We start from the raw sequence: 15,228 nt of genomic DNA on the forward strand, positions 1-15,228 counted from the left end.
CGGGGGCGGTCAGGCCGAGGCCCCGTGGTGGGCCCCGGCGTCACGCGGTGGGGCGGCCGAGTGCGCGGAAGAGCCAGCCGGACTTGCGCCAGAGCGCGGAGTCCAGGGTGTTGCGGCCGTCGAGGAGGTGACGGGAGGCGACGACGTCGCCCAGCACGGCGGGGTCGAGCTCCTTGAACTCCCGCCACTCCGTCAGATGCAACACCACATCGGCACCGCGTGCGGCGTCCAGCGCGCTGTCCGCGTAGCCCAGCGTGGGGAAGACGGCCCGCGCGTTCTCCATGCCCTTCGGGTCGTAGACCGTCACCTGGGCGCCCTGGAGATGCAGCTGCCCGGCGACGTTGAGCGCGGGCGAGTCGCGTACGTCGTCGGAGTCGGGTTTGAAGGTGGCGCCCAGCACGGCGATCCGCTTGCCGAGCAGCACCCCGCCCAGCGCGTCCCGGGCCAGCTCGACCATCTGGGCGCGGCGCCGCATGTTGATGGAGTCGACCTCGCGCAGGAAGGTGAGCGCCTCGGAGGCGCCCAGCTCGCCGGCGCGGGCCATGAAGGCACGGATGTCCTTGGGCAGGCAGCCGCCGCCGAAGCCGATCCCGGCCCGGAGGAACTTGTGGCCGATGCGGTCGTCGTGGCCGATGGCCTCGGCGAGCTTGACCACGTCGCCGCCCGCCGCCTCGCAGACCTCGGCCATGGCGTTGATGAAGGAGATCTTCGTGGCCAGGAAGGAGTTGGCGGCGGTCTTGACCAGCTCGGCGGTGGGGAAGTCGGTCACCAGGAAGGGGGTCCCCTCGGCGACCGGCTGCGCGTACACCTCGCGCAGCAGCCCCTCGCCCCGCGGACCGCCGACCCCGACGACGATGCGGTCGGGGTGGAGGGTGTCCTTGACGGCGAAGCTCTCGCGCAGGAACTCGGGGTTCCAGGCCAGCTCGGCCTCCTGCCCGGCGGGCGCCAGCTCGGCGATCCGGGTCGCGAGCCGCTCGGCGCTGCCGACCGGGACGGTGGACTTGCCGACGACGAGCGCGGGTCCGTGCAGATGCGGCGCGAGGGAGTCGACGGCGCGCTCGACGTAGCTCATGTCGCAGGCGAACTCGCCGTGCTTCTGCGGGGTGTTGACGCACAGGAAGTGCACGTCGCCGAAGGCGCCCAGCTCCTCCCAGGAGTCGGTGAAGCGCAGTCGGCCGGTGGAGCCCTCGACCCCGGCGACGTGTGCGCGCAGCAGCTCCTCCAGGCCCGGCTCGAACATGGGCGCCTGCCCCTGCTCCAGCTTGCGCATCTTCTCCGGGACGACGTCCAGCCCCAGCACCTCGAACCCCAGTTCGGCCATGGCGGCCGCGTGGGTGGCGCCGAGATAGCCGAGGCCGATCACGGTGATCTTGGGCGAGGCCATGCGATGAGCTCCTTGGGACGGCAGAACGCTGTCCGCGAGCATAACGGGACCCCTCCTGTCGCGAACCTCACGTACCCCCGAGGGGCCGTCGGCCACTAAAATTGAGGTTACTTAACGGTAATTAGCAATCCCGGGGCACCCGGCACGACAACCGAGGCAATCCAGCAGCCCGTGGCACCCCAGGCATTCCGCATCCTCTCGAAGGAGTGAGACACCTTGGCGTCTGATTTCGACCTCTACCGGCCGTCCGAGGAGCACGAGATGCTCCGCGACTCGGTGCGCGCGCTCGCCGAGGCGAAGATCGCGCCGCACGCCGCCGAAGTGGACGAGGAGGCGCGGTTCCCGCAGGAGGCCCGGGACGCCCTGGTCGCCAACGACCTGCACGCGGTGCACGTACCCGAGGCCTACGGCGGCGCCGGGGCCGACGCGCTGGCCACCGTCATCGTCATCGAGGAGGTCGCCCGGGTCTGCGGCTCCTCCTCCCTCATCCCGGCCGTCAACAAGCTCGGCTCGCTGCCGGTGATCCTCTCCGCCTCGGAGGAGCTCAAGAAGCGCTTCCTGACGCCGCTGGCCAAGGGCGACGCGATGTTCTCCTACTGCCTGAGCGAGCCGGACGCCGGTTCCGACGCGGGCGGCATGAAGACCAAGGCCGTGCGGGACGGCGACCACTGGGTCCTCGACGGCGTCAAGCGCTGGATCACCAACGCCGGGGTCTCCGACTACTACACGGTGATGGCCGTCACCGACGCCGAGAAGCGCACCAAGGGGATCTCCGCGTTCGTGGTGGAGAAGGACGACCCGGGCGTCTCCTTCGGCGCCCCGGAGAAGAAGCTGGGCATCAAGGGCTCCCCCACCCGGGAGGTCTACCTGGACAACGTGCGCATCCCGGCCGACCGGATGATCGGCGACGAGGGCACCGGCTTCGCCACCGCCATGAAGACCCTCGACCACACCCGCATCACCATCGCCGCGCAGGCCCTGGGTATCGCCCAGGGGGCGCTGGACTACGCGAAGGGGTACGTCCAGGAGCGCAAGCAGTTCGGCAAGCCCATCGGCGACTTCCAGGGTGTGCAGTTCATGCTGGCCGACATGGCCATGAAGATCGAGGCCGCCCGGCAGCTCACCTACGCGGCCGCCGCCCGCTCCGAGCGGGTCTCGGAAGGCAGCGAGAAGGAGGACCTGACCTTCTTCGGCGCCGCCGCCAAGTGCTACGCCTCGGACGCCGCCATGGAGATCACCACCGACGCCGTCCAGCTCCTCGGCGGCTACGGCTACACCCGCGACTACCCCGTCGAGCGGATGATGCGGGACGCGAAGATCACCCAGATCTACGAGGGCACCAACCAGGTGCAGCGCATCGTGATGGCGCGGAACCTGCCGTAGGGGTTTCCGCGGGTCGGCGGCGTAGCGGTTTCCGCGGGTCGGCGGCGTCCGGGAGACCGGTTCCGGGCCGGGTCCGGGGGCAGCACCTGGTGCTTCCCCCGGACCCGGCCCGTTCCGCTGCGCACCCGGCGCGCGCCCGCGGTCGTGCTCACGCCAGGTCGCAGCAGCCCTTCCGGCGCTGCCGGTGGCGGTCGTGGCCTGCCCGGACTCCGGCCACCGCGTGGCCTGGAGACGGTGCCCGAGCAGACGCCCGGAGCGGACACGCCGACGCTCACGGGCCCCGGGGCGCGGTCACGACCGCTCACGCCGGGCTCGAAAGGGGTCCGCCCTGCGGCTCGTTGCGGACCGGCCCGCGGAACCAGCGGCGGCCTCTTCGCCGGCCTGTTCGCCGGCCTGTTCGCCGACCGGTCAGCCCGTGCGCCGGGCGCCGTCCAACTGGTCGATCGTGGCGATGGAGGGCCCGCGCTGCGACTGCAGCGTCCTGGCCGCCTCCTCCGCCTCACGCAGCACACGCAGGGCGTTGGACCAGGTCAGCTTGGCCAGATCGGCCGCGGACCAGTTGCGGTCCAGCAGCTCGGCCACCAGGTGCGGGTAGCCGGCCACATCTGAGAGCTGGGCCGGGGTGAAGGCGGTGCCGTCGAAGTCGCCGCCGATGCCGATGTGGTCGATGCCCGCGACCTCGCGCATGTGGTCGAGGTGGTCGGCCACGGTGCTCGCGTCCGGGATCGGCCGCGGGTTGGCGCGCTCGAACTCGCGCTGCACCGCGCGGCCCTCGTCGGACAGGTCGAGGTGGTCGAGGCCGTGCGCACGCATGTTCTCGTCGGCCGCCCGGGTCCAGGCCACCGCCTCGGGGAGGATGAACTTGGGCACGAAAGTGGCCATCGCCACGCCCCCGTTGGCGGGGAGCTGGGCGAGCACGTCGTCCGGGATGTTGCGCGGGTGGTCGCAGACAGCGCGCGCGGAGGAGTGCGAGAAGATGACGGGCGCCTCGGTGACCCGCAGCGCGTCGCGCATCGTCTCGGCCGCCACGTGCGAGAGGTCCACCAGCATGCCGAGCCGGTTCATCTCCCGGACGACTTCCTCGCCGAAGCAGCTCAGGCCGCCCGCACGCGGCTCGTCGGTGGCGGAGTCGGCCCAGTCCAGCGAGTTGTTGTGGGTGAGCGTCAGATAGCGCACCCCGAGCTGGTAGAGGGCGCGCAGCGCGGCCAGCGAGTTGTTGATGGAGTGCCCGCCCTCGGCGCCCATCAGCGAGGCGATGCGCCGCTGCGCGTGCGCCGCCTCCACGTCCTCGGCGGTGAAGGCCAGTTGGAGGTCCTGCGGGTAGCGCGCCGCCAGCAGCCGTACGGCGTCGATCTGCTCCAGGGTGGCGCTCACCGCATCGTCCCCGGTCAGCTCGCCGGGTACGTAGACGGACCAGAACTGCGCCCCGACCCCGCCCGCGCGCAGCCGCGCCAGGTCGGTGTGCAGCTTCTCGCGCTGGTCGAGTGCGATGTCGAGCTTGTCCAGGTCGTAGTGCGCCTGTTCGCGCAGCGCCCAGGGCAGGTCGTTGTGTCCGTCCACGACGGGGTGCTCGGTCAGCAGCGCGCGGGCGTGTTCCAGGCGGGGGCTGTCGGGCCGCGTCACCGGTTGCCTCCCGCCTGGCCGAAGCCGAACCCGGTTTCCCCGGCGGCCTTGGCCCGCAGCCGCTTGCCCTTCTCGGTGGCCTGCTCGTTGAGCTCCTGCTGGAAGTCGCGCATCTTCTCGCGCAGTTCGCCGTCGTGCGCGGCGAGCATCCGCACGGCGAGCAGCCCGGCGTTGCGCGCTCCGCCGACGGAGACGGTCGCGACGGGGACGCCCGCGGGCATCTGCACGATGGACAGCAGCGAGTCCATGCCGTCCAGGTACTTCAGCGGTACGGGTACGCCGATGACCGGCAGCGGGGTGACCGACGCGAGCATGCCCGGCAGGTGCGCCGCGCCCCCCGCGCCCGCGATGACCGCCTTCAGACCGCGGTCGGCGGCGTCCTCGCCGTAGGCGATCATCTCGCGGGGCATCCGGTGCGCGGAGACGACGTCCACCTCGTAGGGCACCGAGAACTCCTCCAGCGCCTTGGCGGCCCCCTCCATGACGGGCCAGTCCGAGTCGGACCCCATGACGATCCCCACGAGGGGGCTGGCAGCAGTACTCATACGGCTCCTAGATAGCTGGTCCGGACCGGCTCGCCGGCCGCGCGCGCCGCCCTGCGGTGCGCGACGCCCACGGGCTCACTCCACGACGGTGCCGCGCAGATATCCGGCGGCGTGCGCGGCGCGCTCCCGCACCTCGGCGAGATCGTCACCGTAGACGTTGACATGCCCCACCTTGCGGCCGGGCTTCACGTCCTTCCCGTACATGTGGATCTTCAGCTGCGGGTCGCGGGCCATGCAGTGCAGATACGCCGCGTACATGTCGGGGTAGTCGCCGCCCAGCACATTGGCCATCACCGTCCAGCGCTCCCGGCAGCGCGGGTCGCCCAGCGGCAGGTCGAGCACGGCGCGCACGTGGTTGGCGAACTGCGAGGTGACGGCGCCGTCCTGGGTCCAGTGCCCGGAGTTGTGCGGCCGCATGGCCAGCTCGTTGACGAGCAGGCGTCCGTCGGCGGTCTCGAACAGCTCCACGGCCAGGTGCCCGACGACTCCCAGTTCGTGCGCGACCTGCAGCGCGATCTGCTGGGCACCCAGCGCGAGGTCCTCGGCCAGTTCCGGCGCGGGGGCGATCACGGTGTCGCAGACCCCGCCGACCTGCACGGACTCCACGACCGGGTAGGCGACAGCCTGCCCGTGCGGGGAGCGCACGACGTTCGCCGCCAGTTCCCGCGCGAAGTCGACCTTCTCCTCGGCCAGCACGGGGACGCCCGCCTTGAAGGGTTCGGCCGCGTTCGGGTCGTCGGCGCCGCGCACGACCCACACGCCCTTGCCGTCGTAGCCGCCGCGCACCGTCTTGAGGACGACGGGGAAGCCGTCATCGGTGCCGGGGGCCGCGCCCTCCGCGGCGAAGGCGGCGACGTCCCGGGCGTCGCTCACCAGGCGGTTGCGCGGCGCGGGCACACCGAGTTCGGCGAGCCGGGCGCGCATCACGCCCTTGTCCTGCGCGTGCACGAGCGCGTCCGGCCCGGGACGGACGGGGATGCCGTCCGCCTCAAGGGCGCGGAGGTGCTCGGTGGGCACGTGCTCGTGATCGAAAGTGATCACGTCGCAGCCTTCGGCGAAGCGCCGCAGCGTGTCCAGATCTCGGTAGTCGCCAACGACAACTTCGTTGACGACTTGTGCCGCCGAGTCCTGCGCCGTATCGGAGAGGAGCTTGAACCTGATGCCGAGCGGGATGCCCGCCTCGTGGGTCATACGAGCGAGCTGGCCACCGCCGACCATGCCGACCACCGGGAATGTCACGGCTCCAGGGTACGGCGCACCGGAGGGCGCCCGGTCCGCCCGGGCCCCGGCACCCCCGCTGCCCTATGCTCGGCGCCGGTCGGTCCTGACAGGGACCTGCGGAAAACGGGGGCCGGATTGCGGCGTATGAAACCAGCCACACTGGCGCTGTCCGTCCTGCTGGCCGCCACGGCCTGCGGCGGAAGCGGTGGCAGCGGTGGTGGCGACGGCGGGACCGGCGTCCCGCGGCCGCGCGAGTTCGGTACCGACCGGACCCGGGTGCGGGTCGGCCCACACGAGACGTTCGTACTGAAGGTCCCCTACCGGCCCTCGGAGGGGTACGGCTGGGTCGTCCGCGGGAAACGGCCCGACCGGCGGATCCTCACCCGGCTGAGCACCACCAGCCACGGCTTCACCCCGGACCGGCCGGGCGACCGCGGCGAGCGCTGGTCCACCTTCCGGGCCGAGCGGCACGGCAGCACGGAGTTCACACTGCGGGAGTGCTTCGGGTGCGGGGCCGGGCGCCCGGAAGGTGACGTCCCGGACGGGACGGTCCCCGTCCGGGACGTCACCTTCCGGGTCACGGTCGTGGACCGACCGTGACCGGGCCGCTCACCGGCCGGCACCGCGTCCGGAAACCGGCCGCCGCGGCGCAACCCTCGGCGCCCCTGTGTGCGTCAATCGCCCTACAGGGCGAACGCACGCCTGGTTAGCATGGGGCAGCTTCGACACCGACCGAAACGGGGCGCAGTATCGCTATGGGTGAATGGCGCACGATGCGCCCGGGACTGGAACGGCTTGTGCGCGAACTGGGCAAGTTCGGCGCCGTCGGTGCGCTGGGCTTCCTGGTGAACGTCGCGATCTTCAATCTGTGCATCCACACGTTCCAGCTCGCACCCATCCGCTCCGGCGTCATCGCGCAGGTCGTCGCGATCGGCACCAACTACCTGGGCAACCGCTACTGGACCTACCGGCACACCGACAAGAACCGGATCCACCGCGAGACGGTCCTCTTCTTCCTCTTCAGCGGGGCCGGGCTGGTGCTGGAGAACGGCATCCTCGCCCTCTCGCACTACGGCTTCGGCTACACCTCGACGCTCGCGGACAACATCGCCAAGAACGTCATCGGACTCGCCGTCGGCACCGCCTTCCGCTTCTGGGCGTACCGCACCTGGGTCTTCCGGGCGCGCAGCAAGGCGCCCGCGCGGACCGGCGGGGCCCCCACCGCGGGACCGCCGACCGACGGTCCCGCCCCGGAGCAGGGCCGCCCCGCGGACGGCCGCGCCGCAGAGGTCGGCGAGGGCGCGGCCGGGGTCGGCGAGGCAGTGCTGCGGGACGATGCGCCGGCGATCCGGAACGAGGAAGCGCCCGCGCTGCGGGACGAGGACCCGGCCGGAGTCCGGTTGGCCGTCGGGCCGGCTGCCTCAGCCGGCGCCGGACGCATCGAGGTCGGCGGCCTCGCGGCTGAGGAACAGCGCGAAGACCGGCGGCAGCTGCTGAAGTAGCTCCAGCCGCCCGCCGTCCGCCTCCGCGAGGTCCCGCGCCACCGCGAGGCCCAGGCCGGTGGAGTTGTGGCCGCTCACCGTCCGCTCGAAGACGCGCGAGCCCAGCGCCTCGTCCACCCCGGGACCCTCGTCCGTGACCTCCACGACCACCTGGTTCCCGGTCACCCGGGTGCGCAGCGCGACCGTCCCGGCGCCGTGCATCAGCGAGTTCTCGATCAGCGTCGCCAGCACCTGCGCCACCGCACCCGGCGTGCCCACGGTCCGCAGCCCCGTCTTGCCCGAGCGCACGATGGCCCGGCCCGCGCTGCGGTAGGCGGGCTTCCACTCCTCTATCTGCTGCTTGACCACCTCGTCCAGGTCGAAGCTGACCGCCGAGCCGGTACGCGGGTCGCGGGAGTTGGTCAGCAGCCGCTGCACCACGTCGGTGAGCCGCTCCACCTGGGCGAGCGCGATGGTCGCCTCCTCCTTGACCACGGCGCGGTCCTCGGGCTCGTCGCCCTCGGCCATCGTGATGATCTCCTCCAGCCGCATGGACAGCGCGGTCAGCGGCGTCCGCAGCTGGTGCGAGGCGTCCGCCGCCAGTCGGCGCTCGGCGGTCAGCATCCGGCCGATCCGGTCCGCGCTGCCGTCCAGCACGTCCGCGACCCGGTCCAGCTCCGGTACCCCGTAGCGCCGGTGCCGGGGGCGCGGGTCGCCGGAGCCGAGGCGCTCGGCGGTCTCGGCCAGGTCGGTGAGCGGGGCCGCGACGCGGTGCGCCTGGCGGACCGCGAGCACGGCGGCGGCGATCACGGCCAGCAGCGCGACCGCGAGGATGATCAGCAGCGTACGGCCGACCTCGGCACGCACCGCCGACCGGGACGCCTGGACCGTGATGCGTTCGCCGTGCGCACCGGTCTGCCGGGACTCGACGACCTCGCCGGAGGGCTTGTCGCCGACCTCGATGGGACGCCGGCCGGGCAGTTCGACACGGATGTAGCGGACGTAGCGGTCCTTGGAGGTGGTGACGCCGATGGACTCCTCGGTCACCCGCTCCCCGGCCACCAGCCGACTCTCCACGGTGGAGACCAGCCGGACCGCCTCGGAGCGGACGTTCTCCTTGGTGCTGTTCTCGATCGTGCGGGACTCCACGATGACGAGCGAGATCCCGAAGACCGCGACGACGACCAGGACGACGGCGAGGATGGACAGGATGAGCCGACGGCGCACGTGCTGGCTTCTTTCCTAGCTGTTTCCGGAGCCTGGCTGATTTCGGGGGCCTGGCTGTTTCCGGGGGGCCTGGCTGTTTCCGGGGCCGGGGTCGGTGTGCGGGCGTGTCTTCCGGGTCGGGGCTTCTGCCGGCCCGCCCGGAGGGGCCCGGGACGGCTCCTCCCGGCGGGCCTCTGCTCCCCGCGCGGTCCGGGAGTCTCAGCTCTTCTCGAAGCGGAAGCCGACGCCCCGGACCGTGGCGATGTAGCGCGGGTTTGCCGCGTCGTCGCCGAGTTTCTTGCGCAGCCAGGAGATGTGCATGTCGAGCGTCTTGGTCGAGGACCACCACGTGGTGTCCCACACCTCGCGCATGAGCTGGTCGCGGGTGACGACCCGGCCCGCGTCCCGCACCAGCACCCGCAGCAGATCGAACTCCTTCGCGGTGAGCTGGAGTTCCTCCTCGCCCATCCAGGCGCGGTGGGACTCGACGTCGATCCGTACGCCGTGGGTGGCGGGGGGCTGGGCGGGCTCGGCGGGCGTTCCGCGGCGCAGCAGGGCGCGGACGCGCGCGAGCAGCTCGGCGAGCCGGAAGGGCTTGGTGACGTAGTCGTCGGCACCCGCGTCGAGGCCGACGACGGTGTCCACCTCGTCGGCGCGCGCGGTCAGCACGAGGACGGGGAAGGCGTGGCCCTCGTTGCGCAGCCTGCGGCACACCTCCAGGCCGTCCATGCCGGGCAGCCCCAGGTCGAGCACGACGAGGTCGATTCCCTCGCTCAGCCCCGCGTCGAGCGCGGCGGGGCCGTCCTCGCGGACCTCGACCTCGTATCCCTCCCGGCGCAGGGCGCGGGCCAGGGGCTCCGAGATCGATGCGTCATCCTCGGCGAGCAGTACACGGGTCATGCACCGATGGTAATCCGCGTGGCAGAGCGCGAGTGGGGACATGGTGCGTTCCCTCCGCCGCCACTGTCGATCCCCAGGTGATATGAACACGACACCGTCGAAACAGCGGGAAGGTTGCACGGTTCACCTGTGATCTGTCTCGCAAGCCCTTCCCTCGTGCCGCGGACGGTGACCTATGGTGAATGCACTTAAGTAGTGAACGTCGAGGACTCCTGGCGCCACAGCACCACGGCCAGGGGTCCTTTCTCCGTGTACGGGCCCCGCTTGCGAGCAACGCCGCTGGTCAGCGCGGCCCCGCAGCGCAACGGCAAGGAACACCGATTATGGCGCCCAGCCTGACGAAGGACGCCCCCGGCAACACCGGCGGCAGGACCTTCTTCGGCCACCCACGAGGTCTGGCCACACTCTTCATGACGGAGATGTGGGAGCGCTTCAGCTTCTACGGCCTTCGCGCCCTGCTCGTCGTCTACCTCGTGGCCGGCGGGCCCGACGCGGGCGAGGGCGGCGCGGGCCACCAAGGCGGCGGCCTCGCCATGGACCTGGCGACCGCCACCGCGATCTACTCCGTCTACAACGCCATGGTCTACCTGCTGACCATGCCGGGCGGCTGGTTCGGCGACCGGCTCTGGGGCCCCCGCAAAACGGTCACCGTCGGCGCCGGGATCATCATGCTCGGCCACCTCACCCTGGCCGTGCCGGGCGAGGGAGCCTTCTTCGTCGGCCTCGCGTGCGTGGCCACCGGCTCCGGACTGCTGAAGGCCAACATCTCCAAGATGGTCGGCGACCTGTACAACGGCCCCGACGACCCGCGGCGGGACGGCGGCTTCACGGTCTTCTACATGGGCATCAACGCGGGCTCCTTCCTCGCCCCGTTCGCCATCGGCACCGTCGGCCAGACCGTCAACTGGCACCTGGGCTTCGGCATGGCCGCCGTCGGAATGGGACTGGGCCTGATCCAGTTCCTCGTCGGCTCGCGCCACCTGGACCCCCGCAGCAGCCAGATCCCCTCGCCGCTCTCGGTGCAGGAGAAGTCGGCCGTGCTGCGCAAGGCGCTGCTGTGGCTGATCGTCGCCGTCCTCTTCTACGGCGTCGTGGTGGCCACCGGCACCTTCACCCTCAACTGGGCGATGGTCCCGCTCACCGTCCTGGGCCTGCTCATCCCGCTCGGCATGCTGGTGCGGATCAAGCGCGACAAGGACCTCACCCGGGCCGAGCAGGGCCGGATGACCGGCTACATCTGGTTCTTCGCCGCCGCGGCGATCTTCTGGATGATCTACGACCAGGGCGCCTCGACCGTGCAGGCCTTCGGCGACGCCAAGACCACCACGCAGGTGCTGGGCTGGCACTTCCCCTCGACCTGGTTCCAGTCGATCAACCCGCTCTTCATCATTCTGCTCGCGCCGCTCTTCGCCGCGCTGTGGCTGTCGCTGAACCGGCGCGGCAAGGAGCCGTCGACCACCGTGAAGTTCGGCTTCTCGCTGGTCGTGATGGGCCTGTCGTTCTTCGTCTTCGTCATCCCGATGGGCATGGCCTCCGGCGGGACGAAGGTGAGCCCGATGTGGCTGGTCCTCATCTTCCTGCTGCACACGATCGCGGAGCTGTGCCTCTCGCCGGTGGGCCTGTCGGTGACCACCAAGCTGGCCCCCGCCAAGTACGCGAGCCAACTCATGGGGGTCTGGTTCCTCGCCGTGACGGCGGGCGACAGCATCACCGGCCTGCTGTCCATCGGCGGCGCCGACCTCAGCACCACCGGCGTCGTCGCCGTCGAGGCCACCCTCTCCGCCCTGGCGGGCTTCGCCATCTACATGTACCGGCGGCAGATCGCGGCCACGATGGACGAAGCCCAGTAGTCCCCCACGTCCGGCCCCCGCCGGGCCGCACCGGATCCCGTCGGCCTCCCGTCGGCCTCCCATCGGCCTCCCATCGGCCTGCCGGACCCCTGCTGATCCCGTCGGGCCCCGTCGCACCTGCGCGGCGGGGTCCGACGGCGTTCGGACGCGGTCCGCCCGGCTCGGCCCACGGCGAGTGGCCCGGCAGGCGGCCGTCGGCGGGTGGGCCGCGGCCCACATCGCGCCTCCCGGCCTCCGGCCGTGATACGGGCGCGAGGCGGGCCGACGAGGCCGGTCGTCTACGGTTGCTCAGCCGCGTTCGGCCCGGCGTCGCCCCTCACCGTCCCGGCACCCCGGCCGGACCGCTCCTCGGTGTCCCGGCCGTACGGACCTCCGGCCCCCCGTCCGGACCGCTCCTCGGCGCCGGGCTCGCCCGGGTGCGGGGCGGCGGTGCCCGGCCCAGCGGGGGGCGGTGCGGCGACCGCGTCGGGGGTGAACCAGGGGAGACCGCGGGAGGTGTCCGCCGTTCCGCGAGTCCGCTCCGCCGGGGGCGCCGGCCGCCGCGGACGGACCCGGTCGACGATCAGCATCCCCAGCCGGAACACCAGCAGGGGTACCACCAGGCACAGCAGCGCCCAGAAGAGGGTCACGCCCCACGGGCGGCCCACGTTCCAGGGCTGTTCGGTCAGCACCCGTCCGTCGCGCCTGGCCGCGGCCGTGTACGCGCCGTGGGCGCCCGCGGCCAGTTCGACCGTCAGCTCGACCCGCGCCTTGCGGCCCGGGTCGATCGTGCCGCGCCACCGCTGGCGCTCCCACTCGGGGGCCAGCACGCCGTGCGCGGAACCCACCTCGAAGACCGGGTCCCGGGCACGGTCGGAGCCCACGTTGCCGACCGTCAGCACCAGCTTCCGGCGCTGGGGGGCGCCGAACCAGTTGAGCAGCCCGCTGTCCCCCTCCAGCCGGGCCGCCAGCACGGTGAGCCGTCCGCCCGCGCGCTTCTCGGGCAGCGGCGCCACGGGATGGCCCGCGACCCGGAAGTCCGCGTTCGCCGCCGCGTAGGCGCCGGTGACCGTACTGGCCCGGACCACGCACGGGCACGGCTTCGGCGGTTCGGCCACGGGGATCTTCTCGCGGAACCCGCCGTCCGCGTCCGTGGTCACGGCCCGCCCCTCGGCGTTGGCGCAGGCGTTGGTGCCGCCGACGGCCCGCTGCCCGCACACCAGCAGGGTGAGCAGCGTGTCGGGGCGCCACCCGGTGCCCCGGACGGTGAGCCGGGCCCCCTGCCCCGCCTCCTCGCGGGAGAGGGTGATCCTCGGCTTCTCCTCGGCCGCCACCGCGCGGACCGGCGTCGCGGACCGGGCCGGCGCCACCGCCACCGCCGCGACCGCGACCGCGACCGCGACCGCGCAGCACACCAAGGCGCACACCAGGCCCGTGGACCACCGGACGGTCAGCCTCACGTCGCCGCTCCCGAGGCCGGTGCCGGAGGTGGGTGCGGGTCCCGCCGCCGGGCCGGGGTACGAGCCCCCGGAGCGATTCCGGGCGCCGGGCCCGGAGGCGGTTGCGCTTCTCCGGACGCGGGGCCCGCCGACGCGGAGGACGGCGCGGACGGTGGTGCGGGGGCCGCCTCGCCGCGCCCGGCGTTCCCGGGGGGACGCGGTGGCACACGGCGGCGCGTGCGCGCGAACCAGCCGAGGCCTCCACCGGCCAGTACGAACAGCACACCCAGCAGCGGCACCCAGGGCACGGCGGTGTAGGACGCGGTGGCGGAATCCCGGGCTCCGCCCGCAGCCGTCACCGTGAGCCGCACCTCGGCCAGATCGGCCGCGGGCGGATCGGGCCACCGTTCGTGGCGGGTGAGGCGGCGCCCCGGAAGCAGCTCCACCGGCAGGGTCCGGGCAGGCCGCCGGTGGAGCTTGCCGAACAGGCCCTCGGCACCGACCGCCAGCCGGGGCCGCAGCACCGTGTTGCCCCGGTTGACCAGGGTGTAGCCGATCCGTGCGGAGCCGTCGGGCCGCTCCCGAACCGAGACGTCCTCGACGCTGAGCGCGGCCAGCGTCGGCCCGCTCACCCGCAGCTGCATCCGCACCCGCTCGGTCCGCTTCCCGTCGTCCACGACGAGCGCGGCGGGGTGATCGCCGGGCACGGCGCCACCAGGAAGGGTCACGTTCAGCGGCACCTCCGCACGGGTGTGCGGCGGCACCTCGACGGTGTCCCGGGCCGGCGCGATCCAGGCGCCCGGGTCGCGGCCGCGGTCCGGGCCGTCCGCGTCCCGCTCCGCGGAGCGGCCACCGCCGTCGCCGCCGGGCGCGTCCGCACCGCGCAATCGCAGGGTCCGGGGCGCGTCGCCGTCGTTGGTGAGGGCCACGGAGTCCCGGAGCACGGCGCCGGGCGCCCCCTCCAGGTAGAAGAACGTCCGCGCCTGCGCACGCGGGGCGCCCTGGGGCGGGGCGGGCGCCGCCGACCACGGCTCCGCCGCGCCCGCACCGGGTGCCGCCGCGGCGGGACCGCCCGCGTTCAGCAGCAAGAGCAGCGCGGACGCCCCGACCAGCACCCCGCGGGCCCGGACGGTACGCGCCCGGGCCCGCGGGGTGCGGGGTACGGGCGCGACCGCTGCGGCACGGGGTGGCGGAGCGGCCGGGGCACGGGCCTCCCGGGCCGGCGGTGCGCCACAGGGCTCCGGACAGGCCGGTGCGGCGGGTGGTCCCGGAGGGACCGGTACCTCCCGGGGCCCGGGGGCGGCTTCCGGTGCTGGACGGGCGCCGCGGCGCGGCGGGGTGCGGCCCACCACGGGCTAGGTCCGTACCGCGGCCCTGCGCCGCGTCACCCACAGCGTTCCGCCGACCCCGGCCAGCAGGACAGTGCCGCCCAGCGTGCCGAGGGCGACGGCGGAGTCGGTGGGGCCGGTCTTGGGCAGTTCGCCGCCGCCGGAGCTCTGGCCGCCGCCGTCGGCCGCCGCGCCTCCGGAGGCGTCCCCGCCGCCGGTCGACCCGCCACCGGAGGAGTCGCCGCCGGAGTCACCACCGGAGGCGCCGCCGCCATCCGAACCGCCGCTGCCGCCCGCGGTCACGTCCAGGGTGAGGGAGGGCTTGGGATCGTTCTTCGGGGTGCAGGTGGTGGTGGTGCCCAGCGCCTTGATGGTGAGGATGCCGGCGGTGAAGGTGACCTTGCCGCTCTTCTCGGGGGTGTAGGTGCCGGACAGGTCGGGGATCTTGATGGGGGTGTTGGCCGGAATGGCCTTGTCGTTGGCGGGGCCGCTGACTGCGACGTCGCCGGTCTCGGCGCCGCCGAGCTTGATCTTGGCGCTGGGCTTCATCGCGCCTTTGCCCAGCTCGATGGGGCTGGAGGAGACGCCCTTCTCGAAGGACATCGTGAGCTTGTAACCGTCGCCGCTCTTGGTGGCCTTGATGTCGATGGGCGAGACGGCGCCCTTGTTCCCGATGGGGGTCTTGCACTGGTAGTCGACATCGACCGTCGTGGCGCTCGCGACGGGGGCCGACAGCAGGACGGCCGAGCCGGCGACGGCCGCTCCCACCGCCGCGGCGGCGGCCGAGCGGGTGCGGCGCTGCTTGCTGTGGGACACGGGGGTTCCCCCTTCATCCGGACGCGCAAGTTACTGACGACACATCAGATTCGCGCCGACAGTAGCCCCCGCC

General features: G+C 72.9%; 13 protein-coding genes. 4 read left to right on the forward strand and 9 right to left on the reverse strand.

Going from position 1 to position 15,228, the window contains the following annotated elements; all coding sequences use genetic code 11:
• Nucleotides 1-40 precede the first annotated feature (40 nt).
• The gene (locus ACFYNS_RS23240; protein ID WP_360291126.1) at nucleotides 41-1,384 is read right to left on the reverse strand and encodes a UDP-glucose/GDP-mannose dehydrogenase family protein; all 1,344 of its coding nucleotides are present in this window, start codon (nucleotides 1,382-1,384) and stop codon (nucleotides 41-43) included.
• Nucleotides 1,385-1,600: 216 nt separating this feature from the next.
• Between ACFYNS_RS23240 and ACFYNS_RS23245 the strand changes: the two genes are divergently transcribed.
• The gene (locus ACFYNS_RS23245; RefSeq protein ID WP_360291123.1) at nucleotides 1,601-2,767 is read left to right on the forward strand and encodes an acyl-CoA dehydrogenase; all 1,167 of its coding nucleotides are present in this window, start codon (nucleotides 1,601-1,603) and stop codon (nucleotides 2,765-2,767) included.
• 408 nt (nucleotides 2,768-3,175) lie between these two features.
• Here the strand turns inward: ACFYNS_RS23245 and ACFYNS_RS23250 are convergent, their stop codons facing one another.
• From ACFYNS_RS23250 to ACFYNS_RS23260, 3 genes are all read right to left on the reverse strand, one after another.
• Nucleotides 3,176-4,390, reverse strand: a complete 1,215-nt coding sequence (locus ACFYNS_RS23250; protein WP_388604872.1) for a dipeptidase — start codon at nucleotides 4,388-4,390, stop codon at nucleotides 3,176-3,178.
• Nucleotides 4,387-4,935 (reverse strand): 5-(carboxyamino)imidazole ribonucleotide mutase, encoded by a 549-nt coding sequence (gene purE / locus ACFYNS_RS23255; RefSeq protein ID WP_360291117.1) that lies wholly within the window; start codon nucleotides 4,933-4,935, stop codon nucleotides 4,387-4,389. The genes ACFYNS_RS23250 and purE overlap by 4 nt, the downstream gene beginning before the upstream one ends.
• Before the next feature lie 75 nt (nucleotides 4,936-5,010).
• Nucleotides 5,011-6,174, reverse strand: coding sequence for a 5-(carboxyamino)imidazole ribonucleotide synthase (locus ACFYNS_RS23260; RefSeq protein ID WP_360291114.1), 1,164 nt, complete (start codon nucleotides 6,172-6,174; stop codon nucleotides 5,011-5,013).
• Between the two features lie 126 nt (nucleotides 6,175-6,300).
• On the opposite strand from ACFYNS_RS23260, the gene ACFYNS_RS23265 reads away from it, so the two are divergent.
• Together ACFYNS_RS23265 and ACFYNS_RS23270 are read left to right on the forward strand one after the other, a co-directional pair.
• A complete protein-coding gene (locus tag ACFYNS_RS23265; RefSeq protein WP_388604874.1) occupies nucleotides 6,301-6,756 on the forward strand; it encodes a protease inhibitor I42 family protein in 456 nt (151 codons plus the stop codon).
• 155 nt (nucleotides 6,757-6,911) lie between these two features.
• On the forward strand, nucleotides 6,912-7,658 hold the full coding sequence (locus ACFYNS_RS23270) for a GtrA family protein (protein ID WP_360291108.1): 747 nt from the start codon (nucleotides 6,912-6,914) through the stop codon (nucleotides 7,656-7,658).
• Here the strand turns inward: ACFYNS_RS23270 and ACFYNS_RS23275 are convergent.
• Together ACFYNS_RS23275 and ACFYNS_RS23280 are read right to left on the reverse strand one after the other, a co-directional pair.
• Nucleotides 7,578-8,864, reverse strand: coding sequence for an ATP-binding protein (locus tag ACFYNS_RS23275; protein WP_388604876.1), 1,287 nt, complete (start codon nucleotides 8,862-8,864; stop codon nucleotides 7,578-7,580). The two genes, ACFYNS_RS23270 and ACFYNS_RS23275, sit on opposite strands and share 81 nt — an antisense overlap.
• A gap of 198 nt (nucleotides 8,865-9,062) precedes the next feature.
• Entirely contained in the window at nucleotides 9,063-9,743 is a 681-nt protein-coding gene (locus tag ACFYNS_RS23280; protein ID WP_027760256.1) for a response regulator transcription factor, read from the reverse strand.
• 323 nt (nucleotides 9,744-10,066) lie between these two features.
• Between ACFYNS_RS23280 and ACFYNS_RS23285 the strand changes: the two genes are divergently transcribed.
• Nucleotides 10,067-11,593: an oligopeptide:H+ symporter gene (locus ACFYNS_RS23285; protein WP_360291102.1), complete on the forward strand. Its 1,527-nt coding sequence runs from the start codon at nucleotides 10,067-10,069 to the stop codon at nucleotides 11,591-11,593.
• A 278-nt stretch (nucleotides 11,594-11,871) separates the two neighbouring features.
• Here the strand turns inward: ACFYNS_RS23285 and ACFYNS_RS23290 are convergent, their stop codons facing one another.
• The 3 genes from ACFYNS_RS23290 to ACFYNS_RS23300 form a co-directional block, all read right to left on the reverse strand.
• Nucleotides 11,872-13,026, reverse strand: a complete 1,155-nt coding sequence (locus tag ACFYNS_RS23290) for a neocarzinostatin apoprotein domain-containing protein (RefSeq protein WP_388604947.1) — start codon at nucleotides 13,024-13,026, stop codon at nucleotides 11,872-11,874.
• A gap of 2 nt (nucleotides 13,027-13,028) precedes the next feature.
• Entirely contained in the window at nucleotides 13,029-14,126 is a 1,098-nt protein-coding gene (locus ACFYNS_RS23295) for a hypothetical protein (RefSeq protein WP_388604878.1), read from the reverse strand.
• A 240-nt stretch (nucleotides 14,127-14,366) separates the two neighbouring features.
• A complete protein-coding gene (locus ACFYNS_RS23300) occupies nucleotides 14,367-15,155 on the reverse strand; it encodes an LPXTG cell wall anchor domain-containing protein (RefSeq protein WP_388604880.1) in 789 nt (262 codons plus the stop codon).
• Nucleotides 15,156-15,228: the final 73 nt, after the last annotated feature.

It is taken from the genome of Streptomyces sp. NPDC006925 (genome assembly GCF_042869575.1).
Classification (GTDB): Bacteria; Actinomycetota; Actinomycetes; order Streptomycetales; family Streptomycetaceae; genus Streptomyces.